The sequence below is a fragment of the Silvania hatchlandensis genome (genome assembly GCF_025564065.1).
In the GTDB taxonomy this organism is placed as follows: domain Bacteria; phylum Pseudomonadota; class Gammaproteobacteria; order Enterobacterales; family Enterobacteriaceae; genus Enterobacter; species Enterobacter hatchlandensis.
Genome location: NZ_JAMGZK010000054.1, coordinates 283,586 through 309,946, shown reverse-complemented (window position 1 = coordinate 309,946; position 26,361 = coordinate 283,586). Strand labels below are relative to the sequence as shown.

At 55.7% G+C, this 26,361-nt stretch carries 24 protein-coding genes; 10 read left to right on the top strand and 14 right to left on the bottom strand.

Features of this window, described 5'->3' with window-relative positions; all coding sequences use genetic code 11:
• Position 1 precedes the first annotated feature (1 nt).
• From pgmB to pspA, 13 genes are all read right to left on the bottom strand, one after another.
• Positions 2 to 679 (bottom strand): beta-phosphoglucomutase, encoded by a 678-nt coding sequence (gene pgmB / locus M8014_RS20505; RefSeq protein ID WP_271284216.1) that lies wholly within the window; start codon positions 677 to 679, stop codon positions 2 to 4.
• Positions 669 to 2,948, bottom strand: a complete 2,280-nt coding sequence (locus M8014_RS20500) for a glycoside hydrolase family 65 protein (RefSeq protein ID WP_271284215.1) — start codon at positions 2,946 to 2,948, stop codon at positions 669 to 671. Before M8014_RS20500 ends, pgmB begins: the two co-directional genes overlap by 11 nt.
• On the bottom strand, positions 2,942 to 4,000 hold the full coding sequence (locus M8014_RS20495; RefSeq protein WP_271284214.1) for a D-glucoside 3-dehydrogenase: 1,059 nt from the start codon (positions 3,998 to 4,000) through the stop codon (positions 2,942 to 2,944). Before M8014_RS20495 ends, M8014_RS20500 begins: the two co-directional genes overlap by 7 nt.
• 11 nt (positions 4,001 to 4,011) lie before the next feature.
• Positions 4,012 to 4,800 (bottom strand): 3-dehydro-D-guloside 4-epimerase, encoded by a 789-nt coding sequence (locus tag M8014_RS20490; RefSeq protein ID WP_271284213.1) that lies wholly within the window; start codon positions 4,798 to 4,800, stop codon positions 4,012 to 4,014.
• 17 nt (positions 4,801 to 4,817) lie between these two features.
• Entirely contained in the window at positions 4,818 to 5,870 is a 1,053-nt protein-coding gene (locus M8014_RS20485; RefSeq protein ID WP_271284212.1) for a D-guloside 3-dehydrogenase, read from the bottom strand.
• 28 nt (positions 5,871 to 5,898) lie between these two features.
• Positions 5,899 to 6,741 carry a carbohydrate ABC transporter permease gene (locus M8014_RS20480; protein WP_271284211.1) on the bottom strand — a complete coding sequence of 281 codons (843 nt, stop codon included), beginning with the start codon at positions 6,739 to 6,741 and terminating at the stop codon, positions 5,899 to 5,901.
• Entirely contained in the window at positions 6,728 to 7,609 is an 882-nt protein-coding gene (locus M8014_RS20475; protein ID WP_271284210.1) for a carbohydrate ABC transporter permease, read from the bottom strand. The genes M8014_RS20480 and M8014_RS20475 overlap by 14 nt, the downstream gene beginning before the upstream one ends.
• 22 nt (positions 7,610 to 7,631) lie before the next feature.
• Complete coding sequence (locus tag M8014_RS20470) at positions 7,632 to 8,924, bottom strand: ABC transporter substrate-binding protein (RefSeq protein WP_271284209.1); 1,293 nt, start codon at positions 8,922 to 8,924, stop codon at positions 7,632 to 7,634.
• A 15-nt stretch (positions 8,925 to 8,939) separates the two neighbouring features.
• Positions 8,940 to 10,637 (bottom strand): sugar phosphorylase, encoded by a 1,698-nt coding sequence (locus M8014_RS20465; protein ID WP_271284208.1) that lies wholly within the window; start codon positions 10,635 to 10,637, stop codon positions 8,940 to 8,942.
• 188 nt (positions 10,638 to 10,825) lie between these two features.
• A complete protein-coding gene (pspD, locus tag M8014_RS20460) occupies positions 10,826 to 11,047 on the bottom strand; it encodes a phage shock protein PspD (RefSeq protein ID WP_271284207.1) in 222 nt (73 codons plus the stop codon).
• Positions 11,048 to 11,061: 14 nt separating this feature from the next.
• A complete protein-coding gene (pspC, locus tag M8014_RS20455) occupies positions 11,062 to 11,421 on the bottom strand; it encodes an envelope stress response membrane protein PspC (protein ID WP_271284206.1) in 360 nt (119 codons plus the stop codon).
• Positions 11,421 to 11,645, bottom strand: a complete 225-nt coding sequence (gene pspB / locus M8014_RS20450) for an envelope stress response membrane protein PspB (protein WP_271284205.1) — start codon at positions 11,643 to 11,645, stop codon at positions 11,421 to 11,423. The genes pspC and pspB overlap by 1 nt, the downstream gene beginning before the upstream one ends.
• Positions 11,646 to 11,702: 57 nt before the next feature.
• Entirely contained in the window at positions 11,703 to 12,371 is a 669-nt protein-coding gene (gene pspA / locus M8014_RS20445; protein ID WP_271284204.1) for a phage shock protein PspA, read from the bottom strand.
• Between the two features lie 166 nt (positions 12,372 to 12,537).
• Here pspA and pspF point away from each other — a divergent pair, with 166 nt between their 5' ends.
• From pspF to pdeR, 10 genes are all read left to right on the top strand, one after another.
• The gene (gene pspF / locus M8014_RS20440; RefSeq protein WP_271284203.1) at positions 12,538 to 13,515 is read left to right on the top strand and encodes a phage shock protein operon transcriptional activator; all 978 of its coding nucleotides are present in this window, start codon (positions 12,538 to 12,540) and stop codon (positions 13,513 to 13,515) included.
• Between the two features lie 88 nt (positions 13,516 to 13,603).
• Positions 13,604 to 15,244, top strand: a complete 1,641-nt coding sequence (sapA, locus tag M8014_RS20435; protein WP_271284202.1) for an ABC transporter substrate-binding protein SapA — start codon at positions 13,604 to 13,606, stop codon at positions 15,242 to 15,244.
• Positions 15,241 to 16,206 (top strand): putrescine export ABC transporter permease SapB, encoded by a 966-nt coding sequence (gene sapB / locus M8014_RS20430; protein ID WP_271284201.1) that lies wholly within the window; start codon positions 15,241 to 15,243, stop codon positions 16,204 to 16,206. Before sapA ends, sapB begins: the two co-directional genes overlap by 4 nt.
• Positions 16,193 to 17,083: a putrescine export ABC transporter permease SapC gene (gene sapC, locus M8014_RS20425; RefSeq protein ID WP_271284200.1), complete on the top strand. Its 891-nt coding sequence runs from the start codon at positions 16,193 to 16,195 to the stop codon at positions 17,081 to 17,083. Before sapB ends, sapC begins: the two co-directional genes overlap by 14 nt.
• A complete protein-coding gene (sapD, locus tag M8014_RS20420) occupies positions 17,083 to 18,075 on the top strand; it encodes a putrescine export ABC transporter ATP-binding protein SapD (RefSeq protein WP_271284199.1) in 993 nt (330 codons plus the stop codon). Before sapC ends, sapD begins: the two co-directional genes overlap by 1 nt.
• A gap of 1 nt (position 18,076) precedes the next feature.
• Positions 18,077 to 18,883, top strand: a complete 807-nt coding sequence (gene sapF / locus M8014_RS20415; protein WP_271284198.1) for a putrescine export ABC transporter ATP-binding protein SapF — start codon at positions 18,077 to 18,079, stop codon at positions 18,881 to 18,883.
• Positions 18,884 to 19,006: 123 nt separating this feature from the next.
• Entirely contained in the window at positions 19,007 to 19,795 is a 789-nt protein-coding gene (gene fabI / locus M8014_RS20410) for an enoyl-ACP reductase FabI (RefSeq protein WP_271284197.1), read from the top strand.
• Between the two features lie 184 nt (positions 19,796 to 19,979).
• Complete coding sequence (locus M8014_RS20405; RefSeq protein ID WP_271284196.1) at positions 19,980 to 20,987, top strand: CMD domain-containing protein; 1,008 nt, start codon at positions 19,980 to 19,982, stop codon at positions 20,985 to 20,987.
• Between the two features lie 88 nt (positions 20,988 to 21,075).
• Complete coding sequence (locus M8014_RS20400; protein WP_271284195.1) at positions 21,076 to 23,010, top strand: exoribonuclease II; 1,935 nt, start codon at positions 21,076 to 21,078, stop codon at positions 23,008 to 23,010.
• A gap of 326 nt (positions 23,011 to 23,336) precedes the next feature.
• On the top strand, positions 23,337 to 25,328 hold the full coding sequence (pdeR, locus tag M8014_RS20395; RefSeq protein WP_271284194.1) for a cyclic di-GMP phosphodiesterase: 1,992 nt from the start codon (positions 23,337 to 23,339) through the stop codon (positions 25,326 to 25,328).
• On the opposite strand, the gene M8014_RS20390 is transcribed toward pdeR, so the two are convergent.
• Entirely contained in the window at positions 25,325 to 26,194 is an 870-nt protein-coding gene (locus tag M8014_RS20390; protein WP_271284193.1) for a crotonase/enoyl-CoA hydratase family protein, read from the bottom strand. The two genes, pdeR and M8014_RS20390, sit on opposite strands and share 4 nt — an antisense overlap.
• Positions 26,195 to 26,361 lie beyond the last annotated feature (167 nt).

The following is a 26,361-nucleotide window of genomic DNA, read 5'->3' as shown; positions in this document are numbered from 1 at the left end:
ATTAGTTCCTTATCAATACGGTCCGGGAGGCCCAGAAATCGGTCAGACATTTCCAGGACAGTTCCCGCGTTGAACGAAGTTGTAGCCCCGCATGGTCCAGCCCAGGTCCAATTCCCACCGACTGCATCCCCGCTGCGTTAATTGCCTCGACGCCAGCCGCGGCATCTTCAATGCCGATAGCCTCCTGAGGACGAACATTCAGCCCTGCACAGGCCGTAAGGAAGATCTCCGGATCCGGTTTTGAACAGGCAATGCGGGAGGCATCGGCGCAAAAATCAAACGCCTGCTGTATCCCCAGCGCGCGTAAGATTCCCGAGGCATTCAGTGAGACAGAGGCAAGCCCTGTTCTGACGTTCGCGGCGCGGATCTCAGCTAACACCTCGGGGATGCCGGGAAGCAGTGATTCGTGGGTCAGCGAGGCCAGAGACCGCACGTAGAGCGCATTTTTTTTGCTCGCCAGCGCCAGGCGCTGAGGGTGGTCAAACGCCTTCTCCTTCCCACCGTGACGCAGGATCCGCATCAGGGAGTCCATGCGGCTTATCCCCTTAAGTTCTTCGTTGAAGGTTTCGTCAATGGCGATGCCAATCTCCTGCGCCACGGCACGCCAGGCCAGAAAATGGAGATGCGCGGTGTCGGTAATCACGCCATCAAGGTCAAATACAACAGCCTTAAGCATCATGGCCCCTCTCTGTGGTAGCGGTCCCAGAAACGGACGTCATAAAATCCTTGTAAGCAAAGTTTTGCCGCCCCGCTGCACTGAGGATTTTGCCCCACAGCGTCAGAGTGACAGGCATTGAGGTCTCGATGGTTATAACTTCATTTTCAAAGGTGAAGCGCATGCTTGCGTTTCGCCAGCGCAACGGGAAGGTGAGTTTTCGCCAGTGGGCAGGAAGTTTCGGCGCCAGATGCAGTTCCCCGGCCACAATCTGTACACCCGCAAATCCCTGAATCACCCCCGACCATATAGCCCCTGTCGCGGCAGCATGGATCCCCTCATCACTGCTGTGCGGATCGTTGCCCAGATCGATGGCGATGCCGTCCCGCCAGAAGGCGTATGCCCGCTCAGTATCGCCGCAACGCGCGAAAACAATCCCGTGAATGGCTTTGCTCAATGAAGAGTCATGGATGGTGCGTGGCTCGTAGTACGCCAGATTGGCGACACATTGCTGAGGTGTAAATCGTTCCGGCAGCAGGTAGTTGAGCATCACCACATCCGCCTGCTTGAGGATCTGCATCTCGTTCACTTCTGCGCGGGAGTAATCCAGCAGGATGGTCTGTTTACCCGCTTTCTCTTTATAACGACTCAGATCGATAGTCGGTTTCGCCATGAAGCTATCATCCTGAGGCAGTACACCCTCGGCATTCGCCGCCGGCAGCCATAAATGAGTCAGGAAGCGATTAGCGTTTTCCGTAAAGTGCGCATCCTCCCGCCCGAACATCGACATGAACTGGCGGGCACTGGCGACGTTATGCCAGGCCAGATAGTTGGTATAAGCGTTGTTATTGACGTGCTCCGTGTATTCATCCGGACCAATCACGTTATGAATTTCCAGACGCCCGTTGACTTTCGTGGCGCGCCCCATCCAGAACAGTGCTGTCTCCATCAGCAGCGTCAGACCTTCATTGCGCATGAAGGCGTCATCATGTGTCGCCTGCCAGTAAGCGACGACGGCCCAGGCGATATCCGCCACAATGTGGTGCTCAGCCAGGGCGGATGCCACCTTCTGGCGTACACCGGTGCGGATATTGATTGCCGCGAACTCCGGCGTCTCTTCCTGCCCGCTTGCCGCACTCTCCCACGGGAAAAGTGCACCAGGCCAACCGTTTCTGCGGGCTTTTTCACGTGCTCCCGGCAGGTTTAACCAACGATAGCGCAGTAGACTGCGCGCTGTCTGAGGGCGAGTGAAAAGATGGAAAGGCAGCAGGAATATTTCTGTATCCCAGAAGATGTGCCCTTTATACCCCTCCCCAGTGAGCCCTTTAGCCGCGATACTGCTTCGCTCGTCATGGGCTGGCGTCATGGCGGTTAAATGCCAGACGGCATAGTCCAACGCCATCTGATCCCTTTCTTCCGTGGACGACACCGCTACCCGACTATCGTGCCAGACCTTATCCCAGACACAGGCAGAACGCGCCAGCAAGGCGGCGTATCCGTGTGCCGCGCAGGCCTGGAGTTCGGTGAGAGCGTTACGCGCGAAGGTCTCCATAGACAGCGCTCTGTCTCTGCGGTGAGTGAGCCACACCAGTTTCTCAAGGGTGACCGTCTCCCCCTGCGTGACATTCAGCGCATGGTGAACGGTGATGGAGCGATTTTTGGCGGTAAAGCAACTGTCGCTGTCCATTGAAAGGCGACAACAGGCAGAGATCACCACATCAGCAGCGCGATCCTGGGTTTCATACACCCCCTGCAGATAATGCGGGTCAAACACCCTGACCGAGATCTCATCCAGATGCTGCCTGCCGCTGTTAGTCTGGGTCGCATCGATGCCGGTTTTTAAAACAACCTGCGAGGAGGCATCCAGTGGCGTGATCGAGAGTTGCATCGCCGCTAACGGGAGTTGATCCAGCGACACAAAACGACGGCTTTCGAGACGATAGCGTCTCCCTTGAGATGAGCGCCAGACGACGCTGCGACGTAGCTCGCCATTAGCAAAGGCCAGCTCGCGATGCCAGCTCAGGATCTCCCCTGACAGCAGGGTAAAATTCTCGCCATCCAGTTCAACATCAATGCCGGTAATGTCCGGAAGATTGACCAGCTCGCTTGATTCGTTATGTCCCGCGCGATGATACAGACCAGCAAGATACATTCCTCGGGTTTGCTGAGTGTAATCTTCTTCATGGGTGGCGCGAATGCCCATAAAGCCGTTACCGCAGGCCATAATGGAGGGGTATTTATTCAGGCTGTGCGGGCAAAAGCCCGGATCGGTTAATACAGACAGGTTCAGCATAACGTCACACTTTCCCCTTTTTCGGCTGCTTCATACAGCGCAGCGACTAATTGCTGGATGACCAGCCCCTGCTCTGCATCGGCGATCATCACGGGTTCCCCCATCACGTGGCGAACAAAGGCCTCCATGCTGCGTAAATGACGCTGATCGTCAGCCTCTTCACGCTGGCTAAGCGTCTGTAAAATACCGCCTTCATCGTTGTAGATATGCGCCGGGAACAGCGTTGCCCCGGCCTTTTCACCGCAGAATGCGACATTCATAATGGACTGCTCACGGATATTAAGCGCAAACGACGTGTCCAGACGCAGCACGCCGCCATTGCAGAATTCAATGGTGCCAAACAGGGCATCTTCCACGGTGAACTGAGCGGGATCCCACTCGCCGAACTGACCGCTGTTTTTACGGTTTCCCAGCTTCTGGAAACTGTGTGCCGTCACCCGTTTTACTGCCGGGAAGCCCAGCACATACATCGCGGCATCCAGCATATGAATGCCGATATCAATCAAAGGTCCGCCACCCTGCAGCGATTTATTGGTAAAGACGCCCCAGCCAGGCACCCCGCAGCGACGCAGGGCCTGCGCCGTGGTGAAGTAAATTTCACCAAATGTCCCGTTCAGCACGGCTTCACGCAGCAGTTGCGTATCAAGTGCAAAACGATGATGAAAATCATACGCCAGCACTTTTCCCGCCCTACGGGCCGCGACGCGCATTTCATCGGCCTGTTGTGGCGTCATGGCGGGGGGTTTTTCACACATCACATGACACCCTGACTCCAGCGCCGCCATAACATGTTCAAAATGAAAGCGGTTAGGCGAACAGACGCTCACCACATCCGGTTTTACTGCCTGCAGCATCTCGTGCGCGTCCTGCCATGCAGAAGGAATAGCATGACGTTCCGCAAACGCCTGAGCCTGTTCCAGGCGGCTGTCCATGACAGCCACCATCCGAACATCACTGCGCGTGGCGTAGTACGAGGCATGCACTTTGTCTGCAACCTGCCCGGCACCAATGATGGCGACGCGCAGAGGCAAAAGTGTTGAAGCACTCATCACGCTTGTCATCCTTAGCATTCACGCAAATAAGTGAGGGAGTCCTGATAAGCCTGCGCAGGATCGTCGGCACGAACACGACACTCGTAAACCACATAGCCCTGATAATTGTCGGCACGCAGCCGATCGAACAGGGTGGCAAAGTCCAGGCTGCCACTTCCCGGCTGATAGCGATGGTTATCGGCGATATGCACGTGCCCCAGCAGATCCCGGTTGTGGTGCAGCGCGTCGGTTATCGAATCTTCTTCAATGTTCATATGATAGAAATCGCCGATGATTTGCACCTGCTTCAGGGCGTTCTCTTCGATATAGCGACGGGCATCGGCCAGGGTGTTGATCATATGGTCCTGATAGCGGTTCAGCGGTTCCAGGTAGACGGTGGTCCCGGTGCGCGCCGCCACTTCATCCAGCCAGCGCAGCGAAGCGCTTACCGCTTTGCGATCGCCTTCGAGACTGCGCGGAGAGGTCATCGGTGGCAGGCGGAAGGTAAACATCCCCCAGGCAGCCGGAACGATAATCCCCTTCCCGCCCACTTCGGCGAGCGCTTCAAGGATACGTTCAATCTGCTGTAACCCGTTCAGGCGACGCTCTTCGATAAAGTCACCTATCCAGCCGTCGTAGCCGCCGCATGCGGTGGTGACGGGTAAGCCGGTGGCCTTGATAGCGGCTTTTACCTCGTCCAGATTTTCCACCAGCAGTTTGCCGTCAATCTCATAGCCATCAAATCCCATCGCTTTGATGTACTGGAATTTTTCGAGGATGGTGGTCGGGAAAAAAGCCTGGTTTTGCGTTGCGATTTTCATTGTCTGCTCTCCTTAGCTTAGAAAGTGATGCCCATTTTGATGCTCAGTTCCGGGTGCCGATCGACATACTGCATATAGTTCTCTGCGCTGGTGGTAAACGTCACCACCGGGTCGATCAGATCCTCGCAGTTGAGATAACCGTTCATCAGCAGTTCCCAGCAGGTCTCTTCTATACGCTTGCGGTCCCAGCGTGGGTAATCCGGATTAGGTTCACTGCTGGCGCGGGAGAAGACAATCCTGGCATTATTGAAATGCGCTTCGCGACCGAGGTTGAATCCCTCTGCGAACGGTTTTGCAAAGGCAACATAGGAGAGGGTGCCACCATAGGCAAGACCGCGCAGCGCAGACTGCAGCGCATCGGCAAAGCCGCTGGTTTCAATAATCACGTCGGCACCCTGTTTACCGGTGAGTTTTTTGATTTCCAGACCGACATCGGTACCCATCGGGTTCAGGCAGTAATCCGCCCCGTGACGGCGGGCAATATCGCAGCGGTGAGCAATAGGATCGACCCCAATGACCACGGAAGCCCCGGCTTTTTTCGCCAGTTGAATGGCTATCTGCCCGATGGCCCCCAGACCAACAACGACGACGAAATCCCCTACCCGCACGTTGGCATCGCGCACGCCACTCATGGCGAACTGCGCCGGGTCATAGCAGACGGCATTTTTCCACGAGGCGCCCTGCGGCATTTTGCGCAGTTTGTAGTTGTTGACGGCATTCACGATCACCGTCTCCTGAAGGGGCCCGTAGCAGCAGACGCTGTCACCGATCCGGTATTCCGTCACATCGGCACCGCATTCGACGATCTCGCCCACGATCATATTGCCCAGCTGGAACTTACCGAATTCGATCCCGCGAGCAGCTCCCTCTTCACGCGGGGTAAACATCTGCCACTCCGCGTTAAACTCTTCATCGATAAAGGGACTTGCCGCGCGAAAATCCACCACTTCGGTGCCGTGTTTTGGCGCACCAAAACGGGCGAGAATTTTCACTTCGTGAACGTCAACCGGACGATCTTCATATTCCACCAGCGCCGCTACGCGAGGCGCTGTCGCAACTAACTTCTTCATGACTGACTCCTTGTTAAAATCGGCCGCCTCAGCCCTTAACGCCACCGGCGGTCAAACCACTTTTAATAAAACGTTCAGACAGCGCGTACATGATGACCACCGGCAGAGCCGTCACCAGCGATGCCGCCATCATCCGACCCCAGATATAATCTGGCGTACTGAAGAGCGTGTTCAGCCCAACCGGCAACGTGAAGTTGCTGGCGCTGGAGAGGAAAATGGAGGCAAAAAGATAGTCGTTCCACGCCACCATGAAGCAGTAGACAAAGACCGACACCAGCCCGGAAATGGCCAGTGGTACGGTGATGCGGAAGATGATTTGCAGCCGGTTCAGGCCATCCATCATTGCGGCTTCTTCAATTTCATCCGGGATGGTGTCGAAATAGCTGCGCAGCATAAATACCGCCGTCGGCAACGTCTGAGTCACCATGGTGATGATGAGCGCCAGTTCGGTGTCATAGATACCTAACGCAGTAATAATTTTGAACAGCGGCACCACCAGCAAAACCCCGGAGAACATGTAGACGGTGTAAAAGCTCGCATTAATGGTCGCCCGCCCTTTGAAACGTAGTTTGGACAGGGCGTACGCCCCAAGCGTGCCGAGGAAAACGGCAATAATTGACGAGGTCAGCGAGACCACCATGCTGTTCTGGAAATAATCCACAAACGGGAAGATCAGCGGATTAAAGATGTCGATGTAATGCTGCAGCGTCCAGTCCTGCGGCAGAATCGTGGGATGCAGCGATATCGCCTCTTTCGCACTCTTGAATGAGGTCATCAGCATCACAAAGAACGGGAAAAGCGTGATAATCAGAAACACCGCCAGCCCCAGATAAAAACCAATACGGCCCAGTACGCGTTTATTTGTTGCCATTGAGGTTTACCCTTTTTCTGGTCAGCAGAATGACGGCGAAAATGATCACGAATAGCACCACAGAGATGGCGGCGGCTTTACCCAGATCGTTGAATGCAAAGGCAGTTTTGTAGAGATAAACGCCCAGAATATCGACCTTGGTGGTCAGCAGATACACATCCGCAAACATGTAGAACATCCAGATGGTTCGCAAGGTAATGACCGTTGCCAGCACCGGCATAATCGCGGGCAGCGTGACGATGCGAAAACGCTGCCACGCGTTCGCCCCGTCCATTTCCGCCGCTTCGTACAGCGACTTATCAATGGTCTGCAAAATCGCCAGGAACGAGATAAACGCGTACGGGAAATAGCGCCAGATAGCGAATAGCACCACCAGCACAAAACTGCTGCCAGGGTTGTCGAACCACAGCGGGGCCTGGTCATAAAGATGCAGCAGATCCACGCCCAGATAGTTCACAATTCCATAGCCGTTGTTGAACATGTACTTCCAGGCAAACACCAGCGAGATCGACGGTGTGACATAGGAGAGGATCACCAGAGAACGCGCCGTTTTACGCAGGCGAAACTCCCGGTTAAAGAAGATGGCGACGGCCAACCCCAACCCGGTACTCCCCAGCACCACCAGCGCCGTATACCAGAACGTCATCCATAAGGAGTGCCAGAAGGCTGCGTCACTCAGGATCCGGATGTAGTTATCCAGCCCGACAAACACCGCACTCACTCGCGGGTTTAAGGGCAAGCGTAAAAAGCTGATTTCAATGTTGGAAATCATCGGCCAGGCTACCAGGCCCCCCAGCAAAATCAGGCTGGGGGCCAACAGCAGCATGGCGAAAGGCATATCTGAACGACCAGAAAACAACGTCTTCATAATTCCCTTGCGCAGTGCGCTCCTATCGTTGTGAAATCAGGTCAGTCAGTTGCTTCTGGCTGTTGCTTAACGTTGCGCTGAGATCCTGTTGCCCCACCGTCACGTTATGCACCATGGAACTGATGATGCCGGAACCTGTTACGTCGCCCATGCGGGTGAAATTTTTGTCGCCCACGGCGCCAAACACCTGGATATTCGGGAACTGAGAGATCAGCTCATAAGGCAACTGTCCAAAGGCTTTGATCACCTCGTTGTTTTTCCAGGTTTCGGTGCCGACCACCAGCTTGTTCACTGGCAGCGCGGCACCCGGGGACATCATTACCCAGTCGGTAGCGTTTTGAGCCTGCTCCATCCAGGTGACAAATTTCTCTGCCGCTTTGGTTTCTTCTTCGGTTTGCCCGCTAGTGATGGTAAGCGACGTGACCATGCCGTAGACCGCTGAGGATTTTTCAGTCGGGACGACAAATCCCAGATTGGCGGGAGTTCCGTCTTTGAAGACGGCCGGCAGGATGTAGGTGGAGTAAACGGCCATTGGCGCAGAGCCGTTCATAAAGGCGTCTTTGATCTCCATAACATCGTTCGATCCCGGCATGGTGGTCGCCGCCAGACGTTTATACAACGCCAGCGCTTTTGCCATTTCGGGGGTATTAATTTCGACATTGCCTTTAGCATCAAACACGTTTGCGCCACCCGACAGGGCAAACTGCGAGAACGCTTGCTCAGTCATCACGCTTTCAGCGGTAGGCAGGGCAATGCCGTAATGTTTGTTGGCCGGGTCGTTAAACGTCTGGCTGGCTTTCAGCAACTGTTCCCAGTTTTTCGGCTCCTCAAGACCCGCTGCGGCAAGCACGTCTTTGTGGTACCAGACGCCGGAAAGCCAGGCGCTGATCGGCACACCCGTCCAGGCTTTGCCATCTTCAGTGCGAACAACGCGCAGGATCCCGTCGTAGAAAGTGCTTTCACCTACGGCGTTAATGGCTTCGCTAATAGCGGCACGGTCCAGCAACTGCTCTTTATCCATGACTTTGGCGTAATCGTGACTGATTTCGATCACTTCCGGCAGGGCCCCGGTTCGGGCCAGGGTAATCACCTTGGTGTTGTAGGCATCCTCTTCCACCGGCACCTGCTTCACCCGGATGGTGGGATTCTCTTTTTCGAATTTCTCAATCAGTTTCGTAATAACCGCCTGACGCTCCTGTTCGACTGACGAGTGCATAAACTCAAGGGTGACCGCAGACTGTTTGTCTTGCTTGCAGCCTGATAACAGGGCGCAAGAAACCAGTGCTGATATCAGCACTATCCTGGGCATTTTCATTTTTAAGGTCCTTTTTTAGTTTTCTTTAATCCACATAACCTGCCATGGATTAAGGGTCAGAGTCGTACCATTAATATCGTTTCCGGTAATTAACTCCCTGCCGGTTTCAATACTTGAGTGAATGTTTTGCTGTTGATCGCTGAAATTAAATAATGCAGTAATACGCTCGCCATGATCTGCCATGCGAATAATCTTAAAAACATGCTCCCCAGCCGTCTCATAAATCGACTGACTGTCTGGATGGAACGCTTTCTCTGCCCGGCGCACCGCAATTAAATTACTCAGTTGATGATAAATTTTATGCCGCAGATTATTCTTATCCTCGAGCTCGGAATCTATTTCACCGGCGCTATATTTTTTCCGGTTAATGGCGCGGTTATATCCGAGTCGCTCTACCCCGGCATAATCATTACGGGATCCAAGAATACTTTGGATATAGACTGCGGGTACGCCCGGGAAACTTAACAGAACGGCATGCGCCAGAATAAAGCGGGCAATCCGCTGATTATCGTCGCTCGCCTTCGGGCTTAACGCATCGAGGTAGGTGACATTTATTTCATACGGGCTTCGCGTGCCATCAGGATTATTTTTCCAGTTAACCAGCGCGCCTTCTCTCTGCAGTGTTTCTACCAGGGCGAGGATCTCCGACTCGGGTAAAATACCGCGTAAAGGATTGAGCCCGATACCATCGTGCGACGCCAAAAAATTAAACCAGGTGGTTTGTTGTGAAGGTAGCGTCAGTGACGCCGCCCACCGACAGAGCACCTGGACATCCTGACAATGAACGGCGTGCAGCACAAGCGGAGGCAGAGAGAACTGATACACCATCTGCGCTTCATTTTCGCCATCGCCAAAGTAAGAGATGTTGTCTTTATGCGGAACGTTCGTCTCGGTGATCAGTACCGTGCCCGGCGCCACAACATCCGTAATGGCGCGAAAGAGCTGGATAAGGCGGTGGGTTTTCTCAAGATGAATGCAGCTGGTTCCAGGCGTCTTCCACATAAATCCGACGGCATCCAGGCGGATATAGCTCGCCCCTTCAACAAGATAATGAAGCAGCACGTCTACCATCGCAATCAGCACCTGAGGCGAGGCGAAATTGAGATCGACCTGGTCCTCGCTGAAGGTGGTCCACAGGTGTCGGACGGTTCCATCATGTAGGGTGAAAGGCGTCAAAAGAGGCAATGCCCGCGGGCGTGTTACTGCCGATAAGTCGGTTTGAGGATCGACTGAAATAAAAAAGTCTTCATAGCCAGGCGTTTGATTAAGATAATGCGCAAACCACTGGCTTTTTGCCGACATATGGTTGCAAACAAAATCAAACATTAAATTGGTTGACTTTTTTAACTCAGCAATGTCATTCCACGTCCCGCTTTCAGGTGCGACGGCGTGATAATCAATAACGGAAAAACCATCATCAGAAGACCAGGGATAAAAAGGCAATAGATGAACATGAGAAAAGGAATGAGAAAGCCATTCATTATAAAATCGGGTAAATACCGGCAGTGCTTTCTCCCCTGCCCCAGAGAACTGATCTGCGTAGGTAATCAGGACAATATCTTTTTCATCCCATCCTGCTTTACGCTTTTCAGTAATTACAGCCACAGCCTTGTCAATTTTCTTAAGCAGCACATTCCAATGCACGTCAGAAAAAGACTTTCCGTAAACAAAACGTATTAAATTTTTAATTTTAGCGTTCACATTATTTTCCATGGTAGCGGTCCCACGAAGGGCAATCTACTCCCATGAAAAATATCTGTCAACGGACCAGAGAGGAGAAAAAGCGTTTCGGAAAGCAGCTCAGCGCATTATTGTGAACTGCCGCAAAGAAAGATGAAAAAAAGTTGTGAAACGTTGCCTGCCCTCTCCGGATAAAGAAAAGGGCTCAGGCAAGGGGGAGGTCAGGAGAAGTAACGGCGGGAAACGCGTTTTGCCAGCTTTTTCAGCATCGGCTCCAGCGCCACCGCCAGCAGCATCCGGAGGGGTTTGCGGGCAACCGATTTAATCGCCCAGCCCGCCACGCCTGCCGGGCCGTAACGCAGTGCGGTGAGTAAAACCAGCTTCCCTGCGAATTTAAGGCCCGGCTTGACCTGCTGCCCGGCCTGTTGCCAGCGTTGATTCATATCAGTTCTCTCAGTTAAAGCTGACGAAAACGGCTTCGCAGCGAGAAGGTATCAGAGGTGACATACCGCTCCATTGTGCGCAGGCGTTGCTCACCGGCAGCCAGTTCGGCATCGACCGCATCCAGCAGCTCACTGCTGGTGGGGGCCTCTTCACTGTTCATCGCGCTGTCCGGCATCGGATCCAGCACGAAGGATAAAATGATATAGGCCACCAGCGTAATAAAGGCCAGGCCAAAGAAAATGGAGAGCACCGTGACCACGCGCACCAGCTTCACCGGCACGTCAAGGTAGTGCGCCAGCCCGGCGCAAACGCCGCGTACCATCCCCTGCTGGGGAATACGCCACAGTTTTTTATTCAGATTCAGTCCGGCCATTAACGATCCCTCCAGTTCGGATGTTCCGCATCCAGGATGGCTTCCAGCGCCTGAATACGTTCACGCATTTTTTTTGCCTCGTCGGTTAACTGTCCCAGCCGCTGCTGTTCGCTTTGCGACAGCTCGCCCCGGGAAGAACGGTTGCTGTAATGCAGCCACAGCCAGATCGGCAAAACAAACAGCACGAAAATGGTCAGTGGAATGGCCAGGAAAAGCGCGCTCATGTGTACTCCTTGTCTTACGATGAGTGGCGGCGCCAGCACATGACGCCGCAGGTGTTATTATTGGTTGTCTTGTTTCATTTTGGCTTTCAGCGCAGCCAGCTGTTCGCTAATGGCATCATCGGCCTGCAGGTCGGCAAACTGCTGATCCAGCGATTTCTGTTTGCCAAAGCCGTGGCTTTCCGCTTCGGCTTCCATCTGATCGATACGACGTTCGAATGACTCAAAACGGGCCATCGCCTCATCAATTTTGCCACTGTCGAGCTGACGACGCACGTCGCGGGAAGAACTCGCCGCCTGATGACGCAGGGTCAATGCCTGCTGACGCGCACGGGTTTCGCTCAGTTTGTTCTCAAGCTCAGCGATCTCTTTTTTCATCCGGACGAGCGTTTCATCTACCAGCGTGACTTCCTGCTCCAGCGTCGCCACGATGTCGGTCATTTTCTGTTTTTCGATCAGCGCCGAGCGGGCCAGATCGTCTTTCTCTTTACGCAGCGCCAGCTCCGCTTTTTCCTGCCATTCGGTCTGCTGAGCCGTTGCTTGTTCGATACGACGCGATAACTGCTTCTTCTCTGCCAGCGCACGGGCGGAGGTGGAACGCACTTCGACCAGCGTATCTTCCATTTCCTGAATCATCAGACGCACCAGCTTCTGCGGATCTTCGGCCTTTTCAAGCAGAGAGTTGATGTTGGCGTTCACGATGTCGGCAAAACGAGAAAAAATACCCATAATTCAATCCTCACATTTCTGTTATCGGGCTAAGCCCTGCTGAGTAGCTAATACAATTCCCGTGCCAGTTTTTTATGTCATTGATTTTCAATAAGGTGATTGCTTTTTCGCCCGATCGATTCTACTCTCGCTTAGTGAATCACACCAACAAGTGGTTAATTTCATCATGACAGAATTTAAAGACAATTTACTTGGGGAAGCTAACAGCTTTCTCGAAGTGCTGGAGCAGGTATCGCGCCTGGCCCCGCTCAATAAGCCGGTGCTGATTATCGGCGAACGCGGAACCGGCAAAGAGCTGATCGCTAACCGGCTTCACTACCTGTCCGGGCGCTGGGACGGGCCGTTTATCTCCCTGAACTGCGCCGCCCTGAACGAGAACTTGCTTGATACGGAGCTGTTTGGCCATGAGGCTGGCGCGTTTACCGGCGCGCAAAAACGCCATCCGGGCCGCTTTGAGCGCGCCGACGGCGGGACGTTGTTCCTTGACGAGCTGGCAACCGCCCCGATGCTGGTGCAGGACAAACTGCTGCGCGTCATTGAGTATGGCGAGCTCGAGCGGGTGGGCGGCAGTCAGCCCCTGCAGGTGAACGTGCGGCTGGTCTGCGCCACCAACGCCAATCTCCCGGAGATGGTCGAACACGATAAGTTCCGTGCCGACCTGCTCGACAGGCTGGCGTTTGACGTGGTGCAGCTCCCGCCCCTGCGCGAGCGGCGCAGCGATATCATGCTGCTGGCTGAGCAGTTCGCCATTCAGATGTGCCGCGAACTGGGCCTGCAGCTGTTCCCGGGCTTTAGCGACAGCGCCCGGGAGACGCTGCTGGACTATCGCTGGCCGGGCAATATCCGCGAGCTAAAAAACGTGGTTGAGCGTTCGGTGTATCGCCACGGCAGCAGCGAGACCGAGCTGGATCAGATTGTGATCGACCCGTTTCATCGCCCTGCACAGCCGCAGCCTGACGCACCGCAGACGCCGGGTTCACCGACCCTGCCGCTGGATTTACGCCAGTTCCAGCTGGATCAGGAAAAACAGCTGCTGGAGAAGAGCCTGAACGAGGCAAAATTTAATCAGAAACGCGCGGCTGAACGGCTGGGTCTGACCTACCATCAATTAAGGGCATTGCTCAAAAAGCATCAAATGCGCTGACATTATCGGCACTTACCCGCAGACATTTTTACGAATCAGGTGTAAGTGCGATACACTTTGCAGATCGTCACTAAAAACCCTAAAAATTATGCGTCTGGTTTTCTCGTCCCTGATTGCGCTCGGTCTGTTATGCAGCCAGGCTATTGCCGCGCCCACGCCAGCAAACCGCGGTGATATTCGCGACAGCGGCTTTGTCTACTGCGTTAGCGGGCAGGTTAATACCTTCAATCCACAGAAAGCCAGCAGCGGCCTGATCGTCGATACCCTCGCCGCGCAGCTGTATGACCGCCTGCTGGATGTGGATCCTTATACTTATCGCCTGGTGCCAGAGCTGGCAGAGAGCTGGGAAGTGTTAGACAACGGGGCCACCTACCGTTTCCGGCTGCGCGATGATGTCAGCTTCCAGACCACGCCGTGGTTTAAACCGACCCGCAAGCTCAATGCCGACGACGTGGTGTTTACTTTCCAGCGCATCTTTAACCGCAACCATGCATGGCACTACGTCAACGGCGGCAGCTTCCCCTATTTCGACAGCCTGCAGTTTGCCGATACGGTTAAAAACGTACGCAAGCTGGATAACCGCACGGTAGAGTTCACTCTGGCACGCCCGGATGCCTCTTTCCTGTGGCACCTGGCCACGCACTATGCCTCGGTGATGTCCGACGAATACGCGACCCAGTTGACGCTGCAGGATAAGCAGGAGCAGATTGACCGCCAGCCGGTGGGCACCGGTCCTTTCCAGATAGCCGAATATCGCGCGGGCCAGTATGTGCGCCTGCAGCGGCATGAAAAATTCTGGCGCGGTACGCCGCTGATGCCGCAGGTGGTGGTGGACTTAGGCTCTGGCGGAACGGGTCGCCTGTCGAAGCTGCTGACCGGCGAGTGCGATGTGCTGGCCTGGCCTGCCGCCAGTCAGCTGTCCATCCTGCGCGACGATCCGCGCCTGCGCCTGACGCTGCGCCCGGGTATGAATATCGCGTATCTGGCCTTTAACACCAATAAGCCGCCGCTGAATAACCCCGCGGTGCGCCACGCGCTGGCACTGGCGATCAATAACCAGCGCCTGATGCAGTCCATTTATTACGGCACTGCCGAAACCGCCGCCTCAATCTTGCCTCGGGCCTCGTGGGCTTACGATAGCGAGGCTAAAATTACGGAATACAATCCGGATAAAGCACGCGAACAGCTTAAGGCGCTGGGGGCGAATAATCTCACCCTGCAGCTGTGGGTGCCTACCAGCTCGCAGGCCTGGAACCCCAGCCCGCTGAAAACCGCCGAGCTGCTGCAGGCCGACCTGGCGCAGGTGGGCGTGAAGGTAGTGATTGTGCCGGTAGAGGGCCGTTTTCAGGAGGCGCGCCTGATGGACATGAATCATGATTTAACCCTGTCAGGCTGGGCGACGGACAGTAACGATCCGGACAGCTTCTTCCGGCCATTATTGAGCTGCGCGGCGATCGATTCGCAGACCAACTATGCCCACTGGTGCCATCGTGAATTCGACGACATTCTGCGCAAAGCACTCTCGACGCAGCAGCTTTCGGCCCGCATCGATGCCTACGATGAAGCCCAGCAGATTCTGGCGAATGAACTGCCGGTGCTGCCGCTGGCCTCGTCGTTGCGTCTGCAGGCGTACCGTTACGACATTAAAGGGCTGGTACTCAGCCCGTTTGGTAACGCCTCGTTTGCGGGCGTGTCCCGCGTCGAGCAAGAAGAGGTGAAAAAACCGTGATTATTTTTACCTTACGTCGGCTGCTGCTGCTGCTGGTCACCCTCTTCTGTCTGACCTTTATTGGCTTTAGCTTGAGCTATTTTACTCCTCATGCCCCCCTGCAGGGCGCCTCGCTGTGGAATGCGTGGCGGTTCTGGTTTGAAGGGCTGCTGCACTGGGATTTTGGCGTCTCCAGCATTAACGGCCAGCCGATTGCCGAGCAGCTGAAAGAGGTGTTTCCCGCCACCATGGAGCTGTGCATCCTGGCGTTCAGTTTTGCGCTGATGGTGGGGATCCCGGTCGGGATGCTCGCCGGGATCACCCGCAACAAATGGCAGGACAAGCTGATCAGCGCCGTGGCCCTGCTGGGCTTTTCGGTGCCCGTGTTCTGGCTGGCGCTGCTGCTGACGCTGTTCTTCTCCCTCACGCTCGGCTGGTTGCCGGTTTCCGGACGTTTTGATCTGCTGTATGCGGTGAAAACCGTTACCGGCTTTGCCATTATTGACGCCTGGCTGTCCGATTCCGTCTGGCGGGACGAGATGATTGTCAGCGCGGTGCGGCACATGGTGCTGCCGGTGTTGACACTTGCCGTGGCACCCACCACCGAGGTGATCCGCCTGATGCGCATCAGTACCATTGAGGTGTTTGATCAGAACTATGTCAAAGCTGCCGCCACGCGCGGGCTGTCGCGCCTGACCATTCTGCGTCGCCACGTGCTGCACAACGCCCTGCCGCCAGTGATCCCGCGCCTTGGCCTGCAGTTCTCCACCATGCTGACGCTGGCGATGATCACCGAAATGGTCTTTAGCTGGCCGGGTCTGGGGCGCTGGCTGATCAACGCCATCCGCCAGCAGGACTACGCCGCCATCTCCGCCGGGGTGATGGTCATCGGCGCGCTGGTGATCATCGTTAACGTGATATCCGATATTCTGGGCGCTATGGCTAACCCGCTGAAACATAAGGAATGGTATGCCTTACGATAGCGTATACAGTGAAAAGCGCACGCCCGGTGCGCTGCGCACCGTGTGGCGTAAATTTTACGGCGACACCACGGCCATGATCGGCCTGTACGGCTGCGGCGGCCTGGTGCTGCTGTGCGTGTTAGGTTCCTGGTTTGCGCCGTACGGCCTCGACCAGCAGTTCCTTGGCTATCAGCTGCTGCCGCCTTCATGGTCGCGCTACGGCGAAGTGTCATTCTTCCTCGGCACCGACGATCTGGGCCGGGATGTGTTAAGCCGCCTGTTGAGCGGCGCAGCCCCTACCGTCGGTGGCGCATTCGTGGTCACCCTGGCCGCTACCCTGTGCGGGCTGCTGCTGGGCATTTTCGCGGGTGCCACCCACGGGCTGCGCTCGGCAGTGATGAACCACATTCTGGATACCCTGCTGTCGATCCCGTCTCTGCTGCTGGCGATCATCGTGGTGGCCTTCGCCGGGCCGCATCTGACCCACGCGATGTTTGCCGTCTGGCTGGCCCTGCTGCCGCGTATGGTGCGCTCGGTGTATAGCCTGGTTCACGATGAGCTGGAGAAAGAGTATGTGGTCGCCGCCCGTCTGGATGGCGCGACCACCACCAATATTCTGTGGTTTGCCGTGCTGCCCAACATCGCCTCCGGGATGGTCACCGAAATCACCCGCGCGCTATCAATGGCCATCCTCGACATCGCCGCGCTTGGCTTTCTCGATCTCGGCGCGCAGTTGCCCTCTCCGGAATGGGGCGCCATGCTGGGCGACGCGCTGGAACTGATCTACGTCGCCCCCTGGACGGTGATGCTGCCCGGCGCGGCCATTATGGTAAGCGTCCTGCTAGTAAACCTGCTTGGCGACGGCGTGCGTCGCGCCATTGTGGCGGGGGTGGAATAATGCCGTTACTGGATATTCGCAATCTGACGATTGAGTTTAAAACCGGCGAAGGCTGGGTCAAAGCCGTTGACCGAGTGAGCATCACGTTGAGCGAAGGTGAGATCCGCGGCCTGGTGGGCGAATCAGGTTCCGGCAAAAGCCTGATTGCCAAGGCGATCTGTGGGGTGGCGAAGGACAACTGGCGGGTCACCGCCGACCGCATGCGCTTTGACGATATCGATCTGCTGCGCCTCTCCGCACGGGAGCGTCGCAAGCTGGTGGGCCATAACGTCTCGATGATTTTCCAGGAGCCGCAGTCCTGTCTCGACCCGTCGGAACGGGTAGGCAAACAGCTGATGCAGAACATCCCCAGTTGGACCTACAAAGGCCGCTGGTGGCGACGTTTTGGCTGGCGCAAGCGCCGGGCCATCGAACTGCTGCACCGGGTAGGCATTAAAGATCATAAAGACGCGATGCGCAGCTTCCCCTACGAGCTGACCGACGGTGAGTGTCAGAAGGTGATGATCGCCATCGCGCTGGCCAACCAGCCGCGCCTGCTTATTGCCGATGAACCGACTAACGCCATGGAGCCGACGACGCAGGCGCAGATTTTCCGCCTGCTGACGCGGCTGAATCAGAATAACAACACCACCATTTTGCTGATCAGCCATGACCTGCAGATGCTGAGCAAATGGGCGGATAAAATCGACGTGATGTACTGCGGACAAACGGTTGAAACCGCCGGCAGCGAAGATCTGATCGCCACGCCACATCACCCGTACACCCAGGCGTTAATCCGTGCGATCCCTGATTTTGGTAGCTCGATGCCGCATAAAAGCCGCCTCAACACCCTGCCGGGGGCGATCCCGCTGCTGGAACAGCTGCCCATCGGCTGTCGACTGGGGCCACGCTGCCCATATGCCCAGCGCGAATGCATTGAAACCCCGCGGCTGGCCGGGGCCAAAAACCATCTGTATGCCTGCCATTTCCCGCTGAACATGGAGAGAGAGTGACATGGTCGAAACCCTGCTCGAAGTGCGCAACCTGAGTAAGACCTTTCGCTATCGCACCGGCCTGTTCCATCGCCAGACCGTCGAGGCGGTTAAGCCCCTGAGCTTTACCCTGCGCGAAAAGCAGACCCTGGCGATCATTGGCGAAAACGGTTCGGGGAAATCGACGCTGGCGAAAATGCTGGCCGGGATGATCGAGCCGTCGGATGGCGAAGTGCTGATTGACGACCATCTGCTGAAGTTTGGCGATTACTCGTTCCGCAGCCAGCGGATCCGCATGATTTTCCAGGATCCCTCAACCTCGCTGAATCCGCGCCAGCGTATCTCGCAGATCCTCGATTTCCCCCTGCGGCTGAACACTGAGCTGGAGTTTGACGCACGCCGCAAGCAGATCATCGAAACCCTGCGCATGGTCGGGCTGTTGCCCGATCACGTCAGCTATTATCCGCACATGCTGGCACCCGGCCAGAAGCAGCGTCTGGGCCTCGCCCGTGCGCTGATCCTGCGGCCCAAAGTCATTATCGCTGACGAAGCGCTGGCCTCGCTGGATATGTCGATGCGTTCACAGTTAATCAACCTGATGCTGGAGTTGCAGGAGAAACAGGGTATCTCCTATATCTATGTGACCCAGCACCTGGGAATGATGAAGCACATCAGCGACCAGGTGCTGGTGATGCACGAAGGCGCGGTCGTGGAGCGCGGCAGTACCGCCTCGGTGCTGGCCTCCCCGCTTCACGACCTGACAAAACGTTTAATCGCCGGGCATTTTGGCGAAGCCTTAACCGCCGATGCATGGCGAAAAGACCGCTGACCCACGCTGTATGAAGTGGTCGGATTAACACTGTACGCGGCTCATGCTATTATCGCCGCGTTTTAACGACGGTTGTCCAACAGACGACAGCCGCCACAACAATGAATATAAGGATTAAGAGCTATGGGTTTTCTTTCCGGTAAGCGCATTCTGGTGACTGGCGTTGCCAGCAAACTGTCCATCGCATACGGCATCGCACAGGCTATGCATCGCGAAGGCGCTGAGCTGGCATTCACCTACCAGAACGAGAAGCTGAAAGGCCGCGTAGAAGAGTTTGCCGCGCAGCTGGGTTCAAGCATTGTTCTGGAATGCGACGTTGCTCAAGATGAAAGCATCGATGGCATGTTTGCTGAACTGGCAAAAACCTGGCCGAAATTTGACGGCTTCGTTCACTCGATCGGTTTTGCACCAGGCGATCAGCTGGATGGTGACTACGTGAACGCCGTGACCCGCGAAGGCTTCAAAATCGCCCACGACATCAGCTCCTACAGCTTTGTTGCCATGGCGAAAGCCTGCCGCGAGATGCTGAATCCGGGCTCAGCGCTGCTGACCCTGTCCTACCTGGGTGCTGAGCGTGCAATCCCTAACTACAACGTGATGGGTCTGGCGAAAGCCTCTCTGGAAGCTAACGTACGCTACATGGCGAACGCGATGGGTCCGGAAGGCGTGCGCGTCAACGGTATCTCCGCCGGTCCTATCCGTACTCTGGCGGCATCGGGCATCAAAGACTTCCGTAAAATGCTGGCACACTGCGAAGCGGTCACCCCAATTCGTCGCACCGTGACCATCGAAGACGTGGGTAACTCTGCGGCATTCCTGTGCTCTGACCTCTCTGCCGGTATCTCTGGTGAAGTGGTTCACGTTGACGGCGGTTTCAACATCGCTGCAATGAACGAGTTGGAAATCAAATAAGTTCGTTACCTTCCCGTTATCACGGGAAGGTCTGCCCGGCAGCAATGGCCTGCCGGGCCTGCTCCTTCCGCCCTGCTCCCCTTTCGTTATTCCGTTCTGCTATTTGTTATCACCTAACAATATTTTTCTGCTTATCCGCCATACGCCAGGATATTGATCGCCATTTTGAGATCAAGGAACGCACATGGAACAACGCCGAATTTCTGGCAAAGGCCACTGGTATCATGAGACCCAGTCCAGCAGTAGCCCGACGGAAGTCCTGCCTTTGGTTCCCGAAGCCGCACACGTCGACGACCGTTTTTTACTGAACGTGGCGTTACCCGCCTCGCTGCTGACGGCCTGCGAGCGCTGGATGAACCCGGCCCGGGCGATGTGTGAGCTCTTTTTCCCGCGCAGCGTGCCGGTATGTCGCCTGCGCACCCTCAATGCCTACGATCGGCTCAGCACCGCGCTGACCGTGGCTCAGGCGTGTGGGGTCCAGCGTCTGTGTAATCACTACGCCGCACTTCTCGCCCCGCTCCCCGGTCCTGACTCTTCCCGTGAAAGCAACCGCCGCCTCGCCCAGATAACCCAGTACGCCCGCCAGCTTGCCAGCTCCCCCGATGTGATCGACAGCAAAGCCCAGCAGCAGCTCGATGAAGTGGGCCTGACGGTGTACGACATTGTCACCCTCAACCAGATTATCGGCTTTATTGGTTTTCAGGCGCGGGTAGTGGCGGTGTGTCAGGCGTTGCTGGGCCATCCCGTTCGCTGGCTACCGGGTCACCATATTCCGCCGCACGCCATGATAAACGACGCTGATGGCGAGCTGAATGCGTGGGTATACGGGGTGCCGGAAGTCGAGCTACGTTACGCCAGCAGCCACCAGCTTGAGTCGCTTGCACGCTGGCACGCCGAACCCTGGTTACGGGATCTGGCGCCGGTGCTGTGCCACGAGCCTGCCCAGCTCGACCTGACGGGTGATATTCTGCTCAGCGGTCTTTACACCAGCCCGCCGCAGGGCGCCGTTGATGCCGCACTTTCCCGCGCGGTGGACCAGCTTGCCCGCTCGCCGGATCAGTTCAGCGCGGCCCATTTCACTCCCCTGACGGATGAAGGCATTCCGGCAGCGCAGGCGATTAACCTGCTCACCTGGAGCGCGTTTTGCGGCTGGCTTAATCGCCTCAAAATCGCCATCCGCAGGGGCGAATAACCATACAAATCGCCTAAAGAGCGCTTGCTGTACCAGGCAGAATCGCGTAAAACTGTCAGCCGCTCAATGGCCACCAAAATAGATCATTATGCTCCAGGACAACCCGCTGCTAGCGCAGCTTAAACAGCAACTGCATTCCCAGACGCCGCGTGCCGAAGGGGTCGTAAAAGCCACGGAAAAAGGCTTTGGCTTCCTTGAAGTCGATGCACAGAAAAGCTACTTCATTCCGCCTCCGCAGATGAAGAAAGTGATGCATGGCGATCGCGTTACCGCGGTGATTCATACTGAAAAGGATCGTGAATCGGCCGAACCTGAAGTATTGATTGAACCCTTCCTGACCCGTTTTGTCGGTAAGGTTGTGAAGAAAGATGACCGTCTGTCCATCATTCCGGACCATCCTCTGCTGAGAGACGCGATTCCCTGCCGCGCCGAACGTGGCGTTGAGCACGATTTTAAAGAGGGTGACTGGGCCGTGGCTGAAATGCGCCGTCATCCTCTGAAAGGCGACCGCGGTTTTTATGCCGAGCTGACCCAGTTTATTACCTTCGGCGACGATCACTTCGTGCCGTGGTGGGTGACGCTGGCACGTCATAATCTGGAAAAAGAGGCGCCAGAAGGCGCAGCGACTGAGATGCTGGACGAAGGTCTTGCGCGTCGCGATCTGACCGCCCTGAACTTCGTCACCATCGACAGCGCCAGCACCGAAGATATGGACGATGCGCTGTATGTAGAAGAAACGGCAGATGGCAAACTGCTGTTGACCGTGGCGATCGCCGATCCTACCGCATGGATTGCTGCCGGCACCAAACTGGACGACTCGGCCAAAATTCGCGCTTTCACCAACTATCTGCCGGGCTTTAACATCCCGATGCTGCCGCGTGAGCTGTCCGATAACCTGTGTTCGCTGCGCGCCAACGAAGTGCGGCCGGTGCTGGCCTGCCAGATGACCGTTGCTGCCGACGGCACTATCGAAGAGAACATCACGTTCTTCGCGGCAAATATCGAATCGAAAGCCAAACTGGTGTACGACGAGGTCTCTGACTGGCTGGAAAACAGCGGCAGCTGGAAACCGGATAATGACGCCATTGCCGATCAGATTCGCCTTCTGCAGCGCATCTGCCTGAGCCGCAGCGAATGGCGTAAAACCCACGCGCTGGTGTTTAAAGATCGCCCTGACTACCGCTTTATTCTCGGTGATAAAGGCGAAGTGCTGGAAATCGTCGCCGAACCGCGCCGCATTGCGAACCGTATCGTCGAAGAGTCGATGATTGCGGCTAACATCTGCGCCGCCCGCGTGCTGCGCGACAAACTCGGGTTTGGTATTTATAACGTGCACACCGGTTTTGACCCGGCGAACAGCGAAGCGCTGGCTGCCCTGCTGAAAACCCATGATGTACATGTCGATCCGCAGGAAGTGCTGACCCTCGATGGCTTCTGTAAGCTGCGTCGCGAGCTGGATGCCCAGCCTTCCGGCTTCCTCGACAGCCGCATTCGTCGCTTCCAGTCCTTTGCTGAAATCAGCACTGAGCCGGGTCCGCACTTTGGCCTGGGCCTGGAGGCGTACGCGACCTGGACTTCACCGATCCGTAAGTACGGCGATATGGTTAACCACCGCTTGCTGAAAGCGATCGTTAAAGGTGAATCCATTGCGCGTCCGGGTGATGAAACCACCGTGCAGATGGCGGAACGTCGTCGCCTGAACCGCATGGCAGAACGCGATGTCGGTGACTGGCTGTATGCCCGCTACCTGAAAGACAAAGCCGGGACCGAGACGCGCTTTGCAGCCGAGATTATCGACGTCAGCCGCGGTGGTATGCGCGTACGTCTGGTCGATAACGGCGCAGTGGCCTTTATTCCAGCCCCGTTCTTGCACGCCGTGCGCGACGAGCTAATCTGCAGCCAGGAAAATGGCACTGTCCAGATTAAAGGGGAACAGGTCTATAAAGTCACCGAGGTCATCGACGTGACGATTGCGGAAGTTCGCATGGAAACCCGTAGCGTCATTGCTCGCCCTGCCGTCTAATCGTTAGCCCGTAAAATGTCGGTGTCTTCCCTTGAGGAAGCGCCGACATTTTTTATTCCGCTTCAAACCTCGCATTCATCACTTATCCTTAATCTTTTCCTCCCGAAATTGTGAAAAGCGATCACAATTATTAAAGACTGTCGGGGGAGAGTCATAATCCGTTACCGGAATATTCATTCGTCTGTATCCTTTTTTGTCATTCTCGTTCTAATATAAGATTACTGGAAAAAACAATAACTTTACGTCGGTACTCGCATGATCTCGTTGCGGATCATCCGACTGGAAATGCACACATTGCGTGCAATTAAGCGTGCCCGGGAGAAAGCATGATTGACGATCTGGAGCAAAATTTGCTGTTTCGTTACATGGGCACGCATAGCCCCTGGTGGCGATTGACAGTGGACAGCAATGCGCTCCATCTGGCAGCCAGCGAAAACGCCGATACCACTCAGGTCATTGCCCTCAATGATGACCAGGCCGATAACATTCGTCATATGACGGTGATCACCTCCAGCATTACCATGACCCTTTCCCTGTACGGTGCCGATGTACCAGTGCATCTTATTGGCCGTAAAATCAACAAGAAAGAGTGGGCGGGCACCGCCTCTGCCTGGAATGATACCCCGTCCGTGGCGCGCGATCTGGCCCAGGGGCTCTCCTTTGCCGAGCAGGTGGTTTCCGAGGCCAACTCGGTGATTGTGATCCTCGACCGCCATGGCAACATTCAGCGCTTTAATCGCCTCAGCGAAGAATATACCGGCATGAAGGAGCAGGAGGTCATTGGCCAGAATGTGTTCCGCCTGTTTATGAGCCGCGGTGAAGCAGCCGCCTCCCGCCGCAATATCAGCAGTTTTTTTCGCGACGGCAGCTCTTATGAAGTGGAGCGCTGGATTAAAACCCGAAAAGGCCAGCGACTGTTTCTCTTTCGTAACAAATTCGTACACAGCGGCAGCGGAAAAAATGAAATTTTTCTTATCTGTTCCGGAACGGATATTACTGAAGAACGCCGCGCGCAGGAGCGTCTGCGCGTGCTCGCCAATACCGATACCATTACCGGCCTGCCTAACCGAAATGCGATCCACGATCTGATCAGCGACGCCATCGACAAGCGCGGCGATACCCAGGTTGGGGTGGTCTATCTCGACCTCGATAACTTCAAAAAGGTCAATGATGCCTACGGGCATATGTTTGGTGATCAGCTGTTGCAGGCCGTGGCGCTGGCGATCCTGAGCTGCCTCGAGGAGGGCCAGATCCTCGCCCGTCTGGGCGGAGATGAATTTATCGTGCTGGCAACCGACACCGCGCAGGGCACGCTTGAAGCGATGGCTTCGCGGATCCTGACCCGGCTGCGTCAACCGTTTCGTATTGGTTTAATTGAGATCTATACCGGTTGCTCACTGGGTATCTCGCTGGCCCCGCAGCACGGCGTTGATCGGGAAAGTGTGATTCGCAACGCCGATACCGCTATGTACACCGCCAAAGAGAACGGGCGCGGCAAGTTCTGCGTCTTCTCCCCGGAAATGAATCAGCGCGTATTTGAATACCTGTGGCTGGACACTAACCTGCGTAAGGCGTTGGATAACGATCAGCTGGTGCTCCACTACCAGCCGAAGGTGACCTGGCGCGGCGAGATTCGCAGCCTGGAGGCGCTGGTGCGCTGGCAGTCGCCAGAGCGTGGGCTGATCCCACCGCTGGAGTTTATCTCCTACGCCGAAGAGTCGGGGCTGATTGTACCGCTGGGGCGCTGGGTGATGCTGGATGTGGTGCGTCAGGTAGCGAAATGGCGCGATAAAGGCATCAATTTACGCGTGGCGGTTAACGTTTCCGCTCGCCAGCTGGCGGATCAGACGATCTTTAGCGATCTGAAGCAGGCGCTGAAAGATCTCAATTTTGAGTATTGCCCGATCGACGTCGAGCTGACCGAAAGCTGCTTAATTGAAAACGAAGAGCAGGCGCTGTCGGTTATTCAGCAGTTCAGCAAGCTGGGGGCGCAGATCCACCTTGACGACTTTGGTACTGGCTACTCCTCGCTCTCACAGCTGGCCCGCTTTCCTATCGACGCCATTAAACTTGATCAGGCATTTGTGCGCGATATTCATAAGCAGTCCGTGTCGCAGTCGCTGGTGCGCGCCATTGTTGCGGTTGCGCAGGCGCTAAATCTACAGGTCATTGCCGAAGGGGTGGAGAGTGCGAAAGAAGACGCCTTTCTGACTAAGAACGGCGTCAATGAACGACAGGGTTTTCTGTTTGCTAAACCGATGCCCGTTGTGGCGTTCGAGCGCTGGTTAAAACGTTACCAGGCGCGCAATACGCGTTAACTGGCTTTCCGCAGGCCGGATGCGGTGTGGCGATCCTGCAGCATCACCAGGCGCTGCATGTAGGCGACATCCTTCGGCTGCAGGCAGAATGCGGCATCTACCCAATCTTCCGTGATGTCCATCAGCTCGCTGCGTGGCAGCTGCAAAACCCGCTGACGGGCGCGCAGCATAGCTCTGACGCCGTTCATTTTAGGTTGTAAGGTGTCGATGAAGGTTCGGGTTGCCACAAAGCCTTGTCCCGGTTCGAACAGCACGTCCACCAGACCATGTTGCTCATGCCATTCCGCGGTATGGGACTCCCCTTTATAGATCAGCTCCTCCGCCAGCTTCATGCCTGAACGGCGAGCCACCAGCGAGTAGCCCCCCATTCCCGGAAACAGATTGAAGGCAATTTCCGGGAAGCCTAAACGCGCGTCGCGCTGTGCGAGGATAAAATGGTGCGCCAGCGCGGCTTCGAATCCGCCCCCGAGCGCACTGCCCTCCACCATCGACAGCGAAATCGCCCCGGTATCAAAGCCGCGTGAGGCCGCGTGCACACAGTCCACGCAGGCGCGGGCATAGGCACGCAGTGCTTCGCGGCGACCATTCTGGATACATTCAACGAAAAAGCGCAAATCGCCACCGGCATTGTACATCTCCGGTACCAGCGAGCCGGTAACCCAAAAATCGACCGCAAACCCGGACTGACGCACCAGCCACGACATATTCATGATCTCCTCGATCAACGCATGGTTGAAACAAGGACGTGGCTGGGAACGCAGCATCATCCACAGGGTACGTCTTTCCTCTTCGTAATAGCCCGCGAGCTGAGTGAATCGTGCAGAATCGGTAAAGAGTTTACAGGTAGCCAGATTGCTAATTGACATAGTCTATTTCCTCATAGAAAAAAGCGCCTTGCGCGCAGAATTAGACTAATCCACTACTAAAGCATGCTGTATAAATATGCATGAAAATATCACTTTCGTTAATGTACTTTGCTTAGCACACTTTTTCCCTTCTCTTTTGCCCGCATTTTCTGCATCATTGAAATTAT